The organism is Phaeobacter italicus, assembly GCF_019801785.1.
Taxonomy (GTDB): Bacteria; Pseudomonadota; Alphaproteobacteria; order Rhodobacterales; family Rhodobacteraceae; genus Phaeobacter; species Phaeobacter italicus.
In genome coordinates this window covers 365,079-378,162 of record NZ_JAHVIJ010000004.1, presented here as the reverse complement: position 1 = coordinate 378,162, position 13,084 = coordinate 365,079, and the positions used below count along the sequence as shown (strand labels likewise).

The window sequence follows — 13,084 nt, the reverse complement described above, 5'->3', positions numbered from 1 at the left end:
CAACGCATAGGATTCTTTGATGAAAGTCGCTGCTGCAGCCTACCCTCTTGATTGGTTCGATGACTGGTCCGCCTATGAGGCGAAAATCACACGTTGGGTGAAGGATGCGGCAGACAACGGCGCGAAACTGTTGGTGTTTCCGGAATATGCCGCGATGGAGCTGTCGACATTGGACGGGGCTGACGTCGCCGGGGATCTGGAACAGTCCCTGCACGCGGTTTCCCGCCGCATGCCGGATGTGGATGCACTTCATCTGAAGCTGGCGGCTGAGTTTGGCGTTCACATCCTCGGTGCATCTGCACCGGTTTTTGACGGTGGCACCCGTCCTGTTAACCGCGCGACACTTTATGCCCCGAATGGGCAGAAGGGCTTTCAGGACAAACAGATCATGACGATGTTCGAGCGCGACCCCTGGGATGTGACAGGGGGATGTCCGCTCAAGGTGTTTGATACTGAATTGGGAAAAATCGGCATTCTGATCTGTTATGACAGTGAATTCCCGCTGCTGGGCCGAGCATTGGCTGATGTCGATGTCCTGCTTGTCCCCTCCTGCACGGAGGCGCTTGCTGGATATTGGCGGGTGCGCATCGGAGCCATGGCGCGCGCGCTTGAAAACCAGTGCGTTTCCGTCATGTCCTCTATCGTTGGCCCAGCGGAATGGTCAGAGGCAGTTGACCAGAATACTGGCATGGGGGGCATCTTTGGGCCTCCGGATACGGGCTTTCCGGCGACTGGTGTGCTGGCTGAAGGACAGCTGAACGAACCGGGCTGGACCTATGCTGATGTGGACCTTGAGGCCATTGCCCATGTGCGTCGGGATGGCATCGTTCGCAACCGGACCCATTGGCAAGAACGCCCCGAACCGGGGAAAACCGTCACAATATGTCCCATGCGGTGATTGCGCCCTTGAAAATCAGGGAAAAAGCGCTCATTTAAGCCCACGTCCCGCAGACTCGCGGGAAACCATCATTATGGAGATAACATGGCCAAGGAAGATACGCTCGAATTTCCCGGTGTCGTGAAGGAACTCCTGCCCAATGCGACGTTTCGGGTCGAGCTGGAAAACGGCCATGAGATCATCGCACACACGGCAGGCAAGATGCGCAAAAACCGCATCCGCGTTCTGGCTGGCGACAAGGTTCAGGTCGAGATGACACCCTACGATCTGACCAAGGGACGGATCAACTACCGCTTCAAGTAAGCAAAGAGATCCATCATACGATCAAAGCCCGGCCATCCCGCCGGGCTTTTGTTTTGCGCATCTGTTGCCTCTGGTGGTGTTGGGCTTCCCCAGATCCGGAAGAGCCAGTAAGACAGGCCAGACCTGCGCTGTGCCTGAGACGCTTGCAGAAAACACCATATGACCGAGAGGGACGGAAATGGCATTCATTCTGGGATCTGGCAGCCCCCGTCGGCTGGAATTGCTGGCTCAGCTGGGAATTGCCCCGGATGCGGTGTGTCCACCGGACATCGACGAAACCCCAAAGAAGGGTGAGCAGCCGCGCCTGTACTGTGCCCGGATTGCGCGGGAAAAGGCCGAAGCAATCGCCGCAGAGCCGGATGACCTGGTGCTTTGCGCGGATACCACCGTCGCCCTGGGGCGCCGCATCATGGGTAAACCCGCGGACGCTGGTGAGGCGGCAGAGTTTCTGCTCGCCCTGTCTGGGCGCCGTCATCAGGTGATTACGTCTGTTGCGGTGCGGCGCGGTGATCGCCTCTGGACCCGTGACGTTGTCAGCGCTGTCAAAATGAAGCGGCTGTCAGATGAAGAACTCAATGCCTATCTCGCGACTGGCGATTGGCAGGGCAAGGCAGGGGCCTATGCCATTCAGGGGCCTGCCGGGGCACTGATTCCGTGGATCAACGGATCTTTCACCGGAATTGTTGGCCTGCCGCTGGCCGAAACCGCCACATTGCTGCGCGCAGCAGGCTGGACACAGAACAAGGAGACTGCCGCATGAAAGGCCGTACGATCATTCTCGACCATATTGAAGGCCGGGAAGCCGCCGCACTCGTTGTTGATGGGGTTCTTGAGGATTTTCTGATCGACAGCGATGCGCCAACTCCGGGCACGATCTATCGCGCCAAGGCGGATCGTCCGGTAAAGGGGCAGGGGGGCATGTTTCTCACCACACCGGATGGCCCTGCCTTTCTGCGTCAGGTCAAGGGCCTGGCGCCCGGTCAGGAGCTGCTGGTCCAGCTGACAGGCTACGCCGATACGGGCAAGGCGCTGCCTGTGACGCAAAAGCTCCTCTTCAAAAGTCGCTATGCGATTGTCACACCAGAGGCGCCGGGGCTCAATATTTCCCGCTCGATCCGCGACGAAGACGAACGTGATCGGCTCCTGGAAATCGCCCACGGCACAATGGGCGACAGCAGCTACGGGCTCATCCTGCGTTCAGCCTGTGACGGTGCCGACGCAGAAGATATCGAGGAAGACATTCTCGCGATGCTCGCGCTTGCGGATCAGGTGCTGCACGACGAAGGTTCAGGCCCCGAAGTCCTGGCAGAAGGCGATACTCCGCATCTGCTGGCGTGGCGCGATTGGACCGATCCTGCAGATGTGGAACGGGAACCCGGCGGCTTTGAACACCACGGTGTTCTGGAGACGCTTGATCAGGTGAAGACGATTCGCGAGCCGCTGAGCGGCGGGGCGTTCCTGTTTATCGAACCGACCCGTGCCCTGGTGGCTGTCGACGTTAACACCGGTTCGGATACTTCCCTCGCTGCGGGCACAAAGGCAAACATGGCCTGCGCCAAGGGGCTGGCCCGTGCGCTGCGGCTGCGGGGGCTGGGGGGCCAGATCGTGATCGATCTTGCTCCGATGCCGAAAAAGGATCGCCGCGCCTTCGAATCCGCACTGCGCGCCAGTTTCCGCACCGACAGCGAAGAGACCACGCTGGTTGGCTGGACCAACCTTGGCCACTTTGAATTGCAGCGCAAGCGGGGCCGGGTTCCCTTGTCTGAGGTGCTGTCATGAGCTGCCCGATCTGTGGAGAAGAAACCAGAAGGGAGTACCGCCCCTTCTGTTCCCGCCGCTGCGCTGATGTTGATCTCGCAAAATGGCTGAATGGCGCTTATGCCACCCCCAGAACCGACCCCGAAGACATTGAAATCGCTCTGGAAGAAGCAGAAAAAGCGCAAGAAACCAAACATTAGCGAATTTCTTTGAAAAAGCCTCTGGACACCGCCACCCCCACGTCATAGAAGGCCCTCACCCAAGGCAAACAGCCTTCCCGTGCCCGGGTAGCTCAGGGGTAGAGCAGTGGATTGAAAATCCTCGTGTCGGTGGTTCGATTCCGCCCCCGGGCACCACTTTTCCTAGAGTGAAAAAATGTGATGCAGCGCCGATTGGTTTGCTGCATTTTTTGTTTTTGCCCCTATGTCTGATCACAGCGGTGGGCAATCGCCGGGTTCTGGCAGATCGGGGGGCATGTGCAGCGGGCAGGGGGAGATAGTGGCAGCTTGGGTGATTTGAACGGCGGGTCAGTGGGCGTTGGTGTTTTGGGTCCAGTGCTATTTCTTGACGACATTCGCGACGGTCAGGTCTGGCTCAGCGCTCTTGTTTTGACGCGCGACGATGGTGATCTTGCACCTTTGATTTGCGATGATGGGGCGGTGCATCCCTTTCGGGAACTCGCTTGCGAAGCGGGCTGGCGGGTGATGCGGGCGCGGTTTCGGGGGGAGGCCAGAAGCACGATCCGCTACAGTGCACTGGGAACGACATATGAGCTGGCCGGAGCGTTTGGTGGCAATCTGAATATCGCATTCGCGTCCTGCAATGGAGAGGAACACGGAGATCTGGACCGTGATCCGGAAGAGCGAAATGTCATGTGGGCCCGCCTGTTGCGAGAGCATAAGGTACGCCCGTTTCATCTCTTGCTGCATGGGGGAGACCAGATCTATGCGGATGAGGTCACACAGGGCCACCCGCTGAGCGAGGACTGGCCAGACCACCTGCCCAAGGATCCCTCCCGCGAGGGCCTTGAGGATCTGAGAGCGCATTTGAGACGGGGGTTCTTTGAGCGCTATGTCTCGTTCTTTCTGGGCTGTCCTGACATGCTGGCGCTTGCCGCGACGGTGCCATCCCTGTGCCAATGGGACGATCACGACATTTGTGACGGGTGGGGATCGCTGCGCAGATCAAGGACCTATTCTCCGATCGGCCAGACCCTTTTTGACGTGGCGCGTGAGACCGCTCTTTTGTTTCAACATGCCTGTGTGGACGGGGATCTGCCGGGGCGGTTTCATGATCCGGAAGGGTTGAGCCTGAGCTGGAGGATTGACCTGCCGGATCTGAGGATCGTGGCGCCTGATCTGCGCTCTGAGCGAACACGCAGGCAGGTTATGGGACGCATTGGCTGGGAGATGATGGACGACCTGCTGAATGCCACGCCAACGCGACGGCTGATCGTGGTGTCGTCGGTGCCCTTGTTGGGACCTCGGCTGTCCATTCTGGAGGCCGTGATGGTGGCAATTCCGCAGATGCAGAAATACGAGGATGATCTCCGGGATCAATGGCAAAGCAGAGCGCACCGGAGCGAATGGCGTCGGATGCTGGAATTGCTGCGCAGTATCTCAGAGCTGGGTCAAACCGATATCACCATCGTGTCGGGAGAGATCCATCTGGCGACACGCGGCACCATGCCCTTGGGGCAGGGGCGTGTCCTGCATCAGCTGATCGCTTCGGGTGTTGCACATCGCGCGCCCCCGAATGCCTGGGCGCGGGTTCTGGGCTGGCTTGCCGTCTTGGGGGACAGCCCGCTGAGCGGTGCACCGATCCGGATGCAGCGCCTGCCGGGTCAGAGAAGGCGTTACGTGGCAGAGCGCAACACCCTGACGCTACGCCGGGTCGACGGTGAGTGGGGCGCAATCTGGGACCTGGAGCATTCTGGCCCGACAGCCCCGTTGCCCGTGTAAGATGCCGCGTTGAGCAGGCGAGGAACGGATCAGGCCCGATCTTATGAGACCGGGCCCTGTTCTGGTCAGAAATCTTCCCAAAGTCCTGCTGCACTAGTGTTGACTGCAGCCTTGGTTGGGGTCGGAACATCCCAGTCATCGCCATGGCTTGTCGGTGTGGGGTTTGCGGCTGGCGGCGGTGCAGCTGCGCGTTGGCGCATAGGCGTGACGTTCCCGCCCTTGATGGAGAAATGTTCCACCAGTTGGGCGAGTTTGGCTGCATCGTTGTCAAGCAGTTGAGCCGCGGCATTTGACTGTTCGACCATTGCCGCGTTCTGTTGCGTCACCTGATCAAGCTGCACCACGCCAGTGTTGATTTCACCAAGACCAGTCGATTGCTCCGCGGCGCTTTCTGCGATGTCGGTGACCAGCTTGGAGATATGGTTGACCCGCCCAACGATGGAGGTCAGCGCATCTCCGGCACGTCCGACCAGATGCACGCCGCTTTCAACCTGCCTTGAGCTGTCTTCGATCAATGTCTTGATCTCAAGCGCCGCGTCAGAGGAGCGTTGTGCCAGACCGCGAACTTCGCTCGCCACAACCGCAAAACCACGACCAGCTTCGCCTGCGCGGGCGGCCTCGACGCCTGCGTTCAGGGCCAAAAGGTTGGTTTGGAACGCGATATCGTCGATCACACCGATGATCTGAGAGATCTTCTCAGAAGAACTCTCGATTTCGGTCATGGCGGTTACGGCACTTTGAACGACCTCGCCGCTTTGTTCTGCCTCGTCGCGGGCTTCGCGGGTCACCTGTTCGGCGCTGCGCGCACCATCAGCGGCGGATTTCACGCTTGCAGTGAGTTCTTCCAGCGCGGCGGCGGTTTCTTCAAGGGTGGCTGCCTGGCTTTCGGTCCGGCTGGACAGATCGCTGGAGGATTGGTTGATCTCCGACGCGCCGTTTCGGATGCTTGCGGCGGACGAGACGACCTGAGAAACCGTCGCATTGAGGTTCTCAACGGATGTGTTGAAGTCCTTTCGCAATCCTTCGTAGCCGTCGGGGAAGGTACGGGTGATCTGCGTGCTGAGGTCGCCCTGTGAAAGCATCGAAAGGTGCTTGCTGAGTGTTTCGACCACTTCCAGCTGCTCTGCCTCGCGGGTTTGCTGTTCGCGCTCCAGCATCTGCTGGCGGATCAACGACTCGCGGAAGATCTCAACCTTGCGGGCCATATCCCCGATCTCGCTCTTGCTGTCAGTAGCTGGAATATCGCCATCGGTATCGCCATCAGCAAGTTCCGCCATCCGGGCCTTGAGCCGGTTCACCGGCCCTGTGATACCGCGGGTGATTGCTGTGGCAGCAAGCAAAAGAACGCCAAGGCTGACTGCCAGAATGACGAGGGCCTGCATCCGCATGGACGCAAGATCTGCCTCAATGTCAGAGACATAGGCGCCGGTTCCGACGATCCAGCCCCAAGGTTCAAACAGATCGACATAGCTCATCTTTGCTTCGATCTCATCGGTGCCGGGCTTGTGGAAATGATACATCAAGGAACCGTCGCCTGTTGTGCGCGCGATGTTTCCCATTTCCTCATAAAGACGGAAGCCGTTCACATCCTCGATATCACGACGGTAGGCGCCGATCAGTTCAGGCTTTGTCGGCAGAACCTGCATGATATAATCGAGGTCCATGGCAAAGTAATAGCCTGCCGTGCCGTAGCGCATGGTGTTGAGCCGCTCACGGCCAAGGGTTTTGGCCTCATCAAGAGTGAGCGAACCCTGTTCGACCTGCGCCTGCAGTACAGACAGCTGGCCCGTGGCGAGTTCGACAAATTCCTGCAGCTTTTTCTCGCGCGTATCATAGGCGTTCTGCACCGACTGAGACAGCAGCATGAACGTCAGTGCAACGGCTAGAACAACTGCCAGCCCTGACATCGCATAGATCCTGGCTGGCAATCTGAACAGAAAGTTTGGCATTTTGCATTTGTCCCTGGTTACTGGTTTTCGGGACGATCGCGCAAAATGGCTAAGGATTACTTAGGGGCATGGGAAAATGACCAAAAAAGAAGCATTTCACGTGCATATTTTCCGCAGCCGTCGGTGTTTCATTCGTACCTTAGGTCCGTCGCTTTGCCGCGGAAGATGAAATAGGCCATCACGGAATAGGCGATGATCACTGGCACCACGCACAATGCGCCAACCAGAATGATCCATAGGCTTTCCGGTGCCGCCGCTGCGGCATAGATCGTCAGCTTCTCTGGTACGACATAGGGATAAAAGCTGTAGGCCAGCCCCAGGTAGGCCATGACGAACAATGCGGTGGACATCAGAAACGGCAGCCAGTTCTGGCGGTCATCCTGCATCGGCATCCGCTGCAGCAGGCGCCACAGAAGGACCAGAACCGACACGGACAAGAGCGGCAGAGGGGCGAGCCAGAGGATTTCGGGAAAGGCAAACCACTTGCCAAAGATCCGGTCACTGACCAGCGGCGTCGCCGCGGAGACGGCAAAAACCCCGATCACAGCGCCCCAGAGGCTGCGTCGTGCCCATGTCACCGCCTTCAATTGCAGCGCGCCTTCTGTTTTGTGGATCAGCCAGGTGGAGCCGATGAAGCTGTAGCCAACAGCAAGAGAAACTGCTGTCAGACAGGCAAAGGCATAGGTCGCCAAGGTTTTTTCCAGACCCATGATGTAGAGCCCCAGCATGAAGCCCTGCGAGAGGGCGGTCATCAATGAGCCAACAAAAAACAGCCGGTTCCACAACGCCTTGTGATGATCTCGCGCCTTTGCGCGGAACTCAAAAGCAACCCCGCGCAGTATGAGGCCGATCAGCATGACAAACACTGGCAGGTAAAGTGTCGACAAAATGACGCCGTGCGCAGTGGGAAAGGCAACGAGCAAGAGCCCCACCGCCAGCACCAGCCAAGTTTCGTTGGCGTCCCAGAACGGGCCGATCGAACCAATCATGCGGTCCTGTTCAATTCGGTCTGCCATCGGAAAGAGCAGACCAACCCCAAGGTCGAATCCGTCAAGAACGACGTAGATCAGGATGGACAGCCCCATGAGAGAGGCAAACGCCCATGGCAGCCAGTCTGCCGGGTTTGAGAAGTCAGGCATTTGTGGTTACTCCGCAGCCGTCATGACGTTGTCATTGGCAAATGGTGTGTTTGGTGTTTGCGGCTCGCCGGCGGCGGCTTTGCGGGCCATGTAGATGATGACGCCGATATAGGCCGACAACAGTGCAGCGTAGACCGCCAGGTATGTCAGCAACGTGCCCAAAACCATCGGAGAGGGCACATCGGCCACGGCCATTTCAGTGGTCATGACTCCCTGCACCAGCCAGGGCTGTCGCCCGATTTCGGTGGTGTACCACCCCGCAAGGGTGGCGACCCAACCAGAAAACGCCATCGGGACCATCGCCCACACCAGCACCTTTGGCAGGCCTTCAACAGCGAGCCTGTGAGCATTGCTGCGACCTTGGTGCCGGTTGCGACGACGCCACATGAACCAGACCGCGCTCCACGACAAAAGAAGCATGGCAACACCGGTGCCAACCATAACCCTGAACGACCAGAACACTGGCAGCACAGGTGGGTGCAGGGCGGTTCCATCCTCTGCAACAAAGTCGTTGAGGCCGGGCACCTCTCCGTCAAAGGAATGGGTGAGGATAAGCGAGGCGACATTTGGAATGCCGATCTCGAAACGGTTCTCGCGTGTTTCTTCGTTCGGCAGAGCAAACAGCAGCAGCGGGACATTGGGCTGGGTGTCCCAGTTGCCTTCCATCGCCGCGACCTTGGCGGGTTGGTATTCCAGCGTGTTCAGCCCGTGTTTGTCGCCAGCGAGGATCTGCAGCGGGATCAGGACTGCTCCAATCAGCACCCCCGTCTTGAGCATGCTGCGCACCTCGCGAGAGCGATCCCCCAGAACCCATCGGAATGCAGATACCCCTGCGATCAGGAAGCCAACGGTCAGGAAGCTGGCCATCAGCATATGGGCAAAGCGATAGGGCATGGAGGGATTAAAGATGATCTCCCACCAGCTTGTGGCATGGGCAACGCCGTCAATCATTTCAAATCCCTGAGGGGTATGCATCCAGGAATTCAGAACGATGATCCAAAAGGCCGAAACGGTCGTGCCAAAGGCAACCAACCCCGTTGCCAGCGTGTGCAGCCAGCGTGGGACCCGCGAAAAGCCAAACAGCATGATGCCGACAAAAACGGCCTCCAGAAAGAACGCTGTCAGCACCTCATAGGCCAGAAGAGGCCCTGCAATATTGCCGACGGTTTCCATGAAACCAGGCCAGTTTGTGCCGAACTGGAACGACATGGTGATCCCGGAAACCACCCCCATCGCAAAGCTGAGGGCAAAGATCTTTACCCAGAACCGATAGGCCGCCATCCATTTGTCATCTCCCGTCTGAGTGAAGCGGATGCGAAAGAACAACAGCACCCAGCCCAGTGCGATGGTGATCGTCGGGAACAGGATGTGGAACGAGATATTGGCCGCAAACTGGATACGGCTCAGGATCAATGTGTCGAGTGCTTCCATGTGTAACACCTTGCGTCAGCGTCTTCGCTCTGCCGACTTGCAGCCTGGCGAAAACAGGATCTGTTTGGTGAGGATCTATGCCGGGCCGCCGCCGGGTTAAGGGTCTTGCGGCAATTCGCGCGGCGGCATTGGCCCTGATGTCACTGTGCAGATTGACGCAGGATCTTGGCAGCAAGGCGATCGGAAAGCGCGACAGTCGAACGGGGCCAACATGAAAAAGGGCGCCAGTTCGGCGCCCTTGATCTGGTTTCTTATTTCGCGCCTGTCACGCCTGCAGGTCAAAGCGGTCGTTGTTCATGACCTTTGCCCATGCGGCGGCGAAGTCGCGCGCGAACTTCTCTTGGTTGTCATCCTGTGCGTAGACCTCTGCGTAGGCGCGCAGGATGGAGTTGGAGCCAAACACCAGATCGGCGCTTGTTGCTGTCCACTTCACGGCTCCGCTCGCGCGATCGCGGATCTCATAAGTGCCGCCTTCGACCGGGTGCCAAGAATTTGCCATATCCGTCAGGTTGACGAAGAAGTCATTGGTCAGCTGTCCCACGCGATCGGTGAACACACCGTGCGAGTTGCCGCCATGATTGGCACCGACGACACGCAAACCTCCCAGAAGGACCGCCATTTCCTGGGCGGTCAAACCAAGAAGCTGGGCGCGATCCAGCATCATATCTTCGGGTTTCACGGCATATTCGGTCTTCTGATAGTTCCGGAACCCATCGGCCAGCGGCTCCAGCACGTCAAAGCTCTCTGCGTCGGTCTGTTCCGCGGTTGCGTCGCCGCGCCCTGCGCTGAATGGAACGGAGATGTCAAACCCTGCCGCCTTTGCGGTGGATTCTACACCCAGGTTTCCGGCAATAACGATCACGTCCGCAATGGATGCGCCGGTCTCTGCTGCGATGGGCTCCAGCGCTGCCAGCACGTTGTTCAGCCGCTCTGGTTCGTTTGCGTCCCAGTCGCGTTGCGGTGCCAGACGAATGCGGGCGCCATTCGCGCCGCCGCGTTTGTCCGACCCACGGAAGGTACGGGCACTGTCCCAGGCGGTGGCGATCATCTCTGCATTGCTCAGACCCGTTGCCGCGATCTTGGCTTTCACTGCCTCGACGTCGTAGCTGGTGCTGCCTGCCGGGATCGGATCCTGCCAGATCAAGTCCTCAGCCGGAACATCGGGCCCCAGGTAATTCGCTTTCGGCCCCATGTCGCGGTGGGTCAGCTTGAACCATGCGCGGGCAAAGGTGTCGGCGAAATACTCGGGGTCCGCCATGAACTTCTGGCAGATTTCATTGTAGATTGGATCAACCTTCATCGCCATGTCGGCGTCCGTCATCATGGGTTCGCGACGAACCGACGGATCAGAGGCATCGACGGGTTTCGCCTCTTCCGGCATGTTCACGGGCTTCCACTGGTTGGCGCCTGCCGGGGATTTGGTCAGCTCCCACTCGTAATTGAACAGATAGTCAAAGTAACCCATGTCCCATTGGGTTGGGTTCGCTGTCCAGGCGCCTTCGATGCCAGAGGTGAAGGCGTTGCTGGCCTTGCCAGCGTGACCGGGATTGGCCCAGCCAAACCCTTGTGCCTCGATCCCGGCGCTTTCCGGCTCTACGCCGATTTCATCATGAGCACCGCCCCCGCCATGGGCCTTTCCGACCGTATGGCCACCGCAGGTCAAGGCCGCGGTTTCCTCGTCGTTCATGGCCATACGGGCAAAGGTTTCGCGTACATGCTGCGCGGTTCGTGCGGGATCGGGCTGACCGTTCACGCCTTCTGGGTTCACATAGATCAGGCCCATGTGAACCGCCGAAAGCGGATTTTCGAGAGTGGATGCGTCTTCGAGATCACCATAACGGTTCTCGGAGGGGGCAAGCCATTCGCCTTCAGATCCCCAATAGACATCTTTTTCCGGGCCCCAGATGTCTTCACGACCAAAGCCAAAGCCAAATGTCTTCAGGCCCATCGATTCATAGGCCATGTTGCCCGCAAGGATGATCAGATCGGCCCAGGACAGCGCGTTGCCGTATTTCTTTTTGACCGGCCAAAGCAGGCGACGGGCCTTGTCGAGGCTGGCGTTGTCTGGCCAGGAGTTCAGAGGCGCAAAGCGGATATTGCCGGATCCGGCGCCGCCACGGCCGTCTTGCATGCGGTAGGACCCGGCCGAATGCCAGGCAAGGCGGATCATCAGGCCACCGTAGTGCCCCCAATCTGCGGGCCACCAGTCCTGGCTCTCTGTCATCAGGGCTTTGACATCAGCCTTCACTGCGTCAAAATCCAATGCCTTCACGGCCTCGCGGTGGTTATAGTCCGCGTCCATCGGATTGGTGCGGGCGCCGTGTTGATGGAGAATGTCGATATTCAGCGCGTTGGGCCACCATTTGGTGGGTGTGTTAGAGGCATCTGTTGCGCTGCCGTGCATCACGGGGCAACCGCCAGAGGCTCCGATCTTGTTTCCGTCCATGAAATCATCTCCCACTTTAGTGTGTTCTTTGCGCGCGGCCCGTGCGGGGACGGTGACGCCTGGTAATGACACTGAAGTAGCACCGGGATTGCATAAATCCCAATTCTGTCTTCTAAAAGTTTTGATAGGATAAAGTTATCATAAATCCGGGAGTGCGCGCGCGACTGAGACGGTTGATCCCTCAAGGGGAAAGTTGCGCGGTGTCGATCATGTCGATCAGGGCGGCAAGATCCTGGCGGACACTGCCTGTATCACATTGCAGGGATGCGATGACCGCGCCGTCCTTCAGGACGTTGATGCCGCCATCTTCCGTCGAACCCTCGCCACGTTCGGCTGTCCAGAACACTTCGTACCCGTATCCGTCATCTGTGAAAAAGGTGACGGATTCACTGATGTAGTTGCCAATGCCGTTCCACGGCATATAGCTCAGCGACGCCTTGTCGGTGACGATTTCCTTTTCGACAGTCCCGGTGGCGCCAAGGAAACCGTAGGTCGCCATATCTCCGGCGAGCCAGGTAGCATCGCAGACCTCAACACTCTTTTGAGCGCCCTTGAAGGTGCAGGTGAACAATGTGCTGCGGTCCCTTTCGCAAAAGTCGCCAGCGTTGCTGCTGGTTGCCATAATGATCAATGGGAATGCGAGAGCCAACTGGTGGGCGCGCGAGGTGTGAAACATCGGAAACTTCCTCAACTCAATACGTCATATGAAATGCTGTCAGAGGCTACCGCGCCGGGTGTGGCACGGGCAAACAAACCTTGGTGGGAAAAGCGGCTGGATTTGCTCACTTGACAGTTTGCCAGAGCGTTTCCAGCACACCAAAGCATACAAAAAACAGAGCGTTGACGAATAGCGACACCTATTGGTGAATTCGCGAAATGGCCTGCCAATCCCTATTTTTAAGAGGTCTTTTCCAGCGCTGCAGGTGTCGCAAACTGAAATTCACCGCTTGGGGAATCTTCTAATGCTGGCGGCGCAAGGTGCCGGATCTGTGGTTGCAGGTTCGGATAATTGGGAAGCCGGTCAAAGCCCGGCACTGCCCCCGCAACGGTAGCGAAGGACGCACTGCGACAAATTCAGGCCACTGGGAAAAGAGGTTCCCGGGAAGGCGTCGCAGCTTGGCCATGCCCCTTCGAAGTCCGGAAACCAGCCCTGCACTACGTCAAACCGCGGGTGGCGGTGTGGGCGATCGAACGGGTGT

General features: G+C 58.4%; 11 protein-coding genes, 1 tRNA gene and 1 riboswitch. Of the genes, 7 read left to right on the top strand and 5 right to left on the bottom strand.

The features are described 5' to 3' along the window. Positions 1-19 precede the first annotated feature (19 nt). The 7 genes from KUV39_RS12155 to KUV39_RS12125 all read left to right on the top strand — a co-directional run bounded on the left by KUV39_RS12155 (position 20) and on the right by KUV39_RS12125 (position 4,920). Positions 20-898: a carbon-nitrogen hydrolase family protein gene (locus tag KUV39_RS12155; RefSeq protein WP_222459873.1), complete on the top strand. Its 879-nt coding sequence runs from the start codon at positions 20-22 to the stop codon at positions 896-898. A gap of 84 nt (positions 899-982) precedes the next feature. Next, on the top strand, positions 983-1,201 hold the full coding sequence (gene infA / locus KUV39_RS12150; protein ID WP_005978431.1) for a translation initiation factor IF-1: 219 nt from the start codon (positions 983-985) through the stop codon (positions 1,199-1,201). Positions 1,202-1,379: 178 nt separating this feature from the next. Continuing rightward, the gene (locus tag KUV39_RS12145) at positions 1,380-1,961 is read left to right on the top strand and encodes a Maf family protein (protein WP_046211611.1); all 582 of its coding nucleotides are present in this window, start codon (positions 1,380-1,382) and stop codon (positions 1,959-1,961) included. After that, positions 1,958-2,980 carry a ribonuclease E/G gene (locus KUV39_RS12140; protein WP_046211610.1) on the top strand — a complete coding sequence of 341 codons (1,023 nt, stop codon included), beginning with the start codon at positions 1,958-1,960 and terminating at the stop codon, positions 2,978-2,980. The genes KUV39_RS12145 and KUV39_RS12140 overlap by 4 nt, the downstream gene beginning before the upstream one ends. After that, a complete protein-coding gene (locus KUV39_RS12135) occupies positions 2,977-3,159 on the top strand; it encodes a DNA gyrase inhibitor YacG (protein WP_222459872.1) in 183 nt (60 codons plus the stop codon). The genes KUV39_RS12140 and KUV39_RS12135 overlap by 4 nt, the downstream gene beginning before the upstream one ends. 81 nt (positions 3,160-3,240) lie before the next feature. After that, positions 3,241-3,315 (top strand) — tRNA-Phe (locus KUV39_RS12130). A 198-nt stretch (positions 3,316-3,513) separates the two neighbouring features. After that, complete coding sequence (locus KUV39_RS12125; protein ID WP_336512822.1) at positions 3,514-4,920, top strand: alkaline phosphatase D family protein; 1,407 nt, start codon at positions 3,514-3,516, stop codon at positions 4,918-4,920. A gap of 65 nt (positions 4,921-4,985) precedes the next feature. Here the strand turns inward: KUV39_RS12125 and KUV39_RS12120 are convergent, their stop codons facing one another. From KUV39_RS12120 to KUV39_RS12100, 5 genes are all read right to left on the bottom strand, one after another. After that, positions 4,986-6,869 (bottom strand): methyl-accepting chemotaxis protein, encoded by a 1,884-nt coding sequence (locus KUV39_RS12120; RefSeq protein WP_222459870.1) that lies wholly within the window; start codon positions 6,867-6,869, stop codon positions 4,986-4,988. 128 nt (positions 6,870-6,997) lie between these two features. Further along, entirely contained in the window at positions 6,998-8,008 is a 1,011-nt protein-coding gene (locus tag KUV39_RS12115; RefSeq protein WP_008559668.1) for a cytochrome d ubiquinol oxidase subunit II, read from the bottom strand. 6 nt (positions 8,009-8,014) lie between these two features. Then, positions 8,015-9,439, bottom strand: coding sequence for a cytochrome ubiquinol oxidase subunit I (locus KUV39_RS12110; RefSeq protein WP_222459869.1), 1,425 nt, complete (start codon positions 9,437-9,439; stop codon positions 8,015-8,017). Between the two features lie 265 nt (positions 9,440-9,704). Then, a complete protein-coding gene (katG, locus tag KUV39_RS12105; RefSeq protein WP_222459868.1) occupies positions 9,705-11,885 on the bottom strand; it encodes a catalase/peroxidase HPI in 2,181 nt (726 codons plus the stop codon). Positions 11,886-12,066: 181 nt separating this feature from the next. Continuing rightward, a complete protein-coding gene (locus KUV39_RS12100; protein ID WP_222459867.1) occupies positions 12,067-12,561 on the bottom strand; it encodes a hypothetical protein in 495 nt (164 codons plus the stop codon). Between the two features lie 283 nt (positions 12,562-12,844). Then, positions 12,845-13,052: riboswitch (cobalamin riboswitch) on the top strand. The last annotated feature ends 32 nt before the right edge of the window (positions 13,053-13,084 follow it).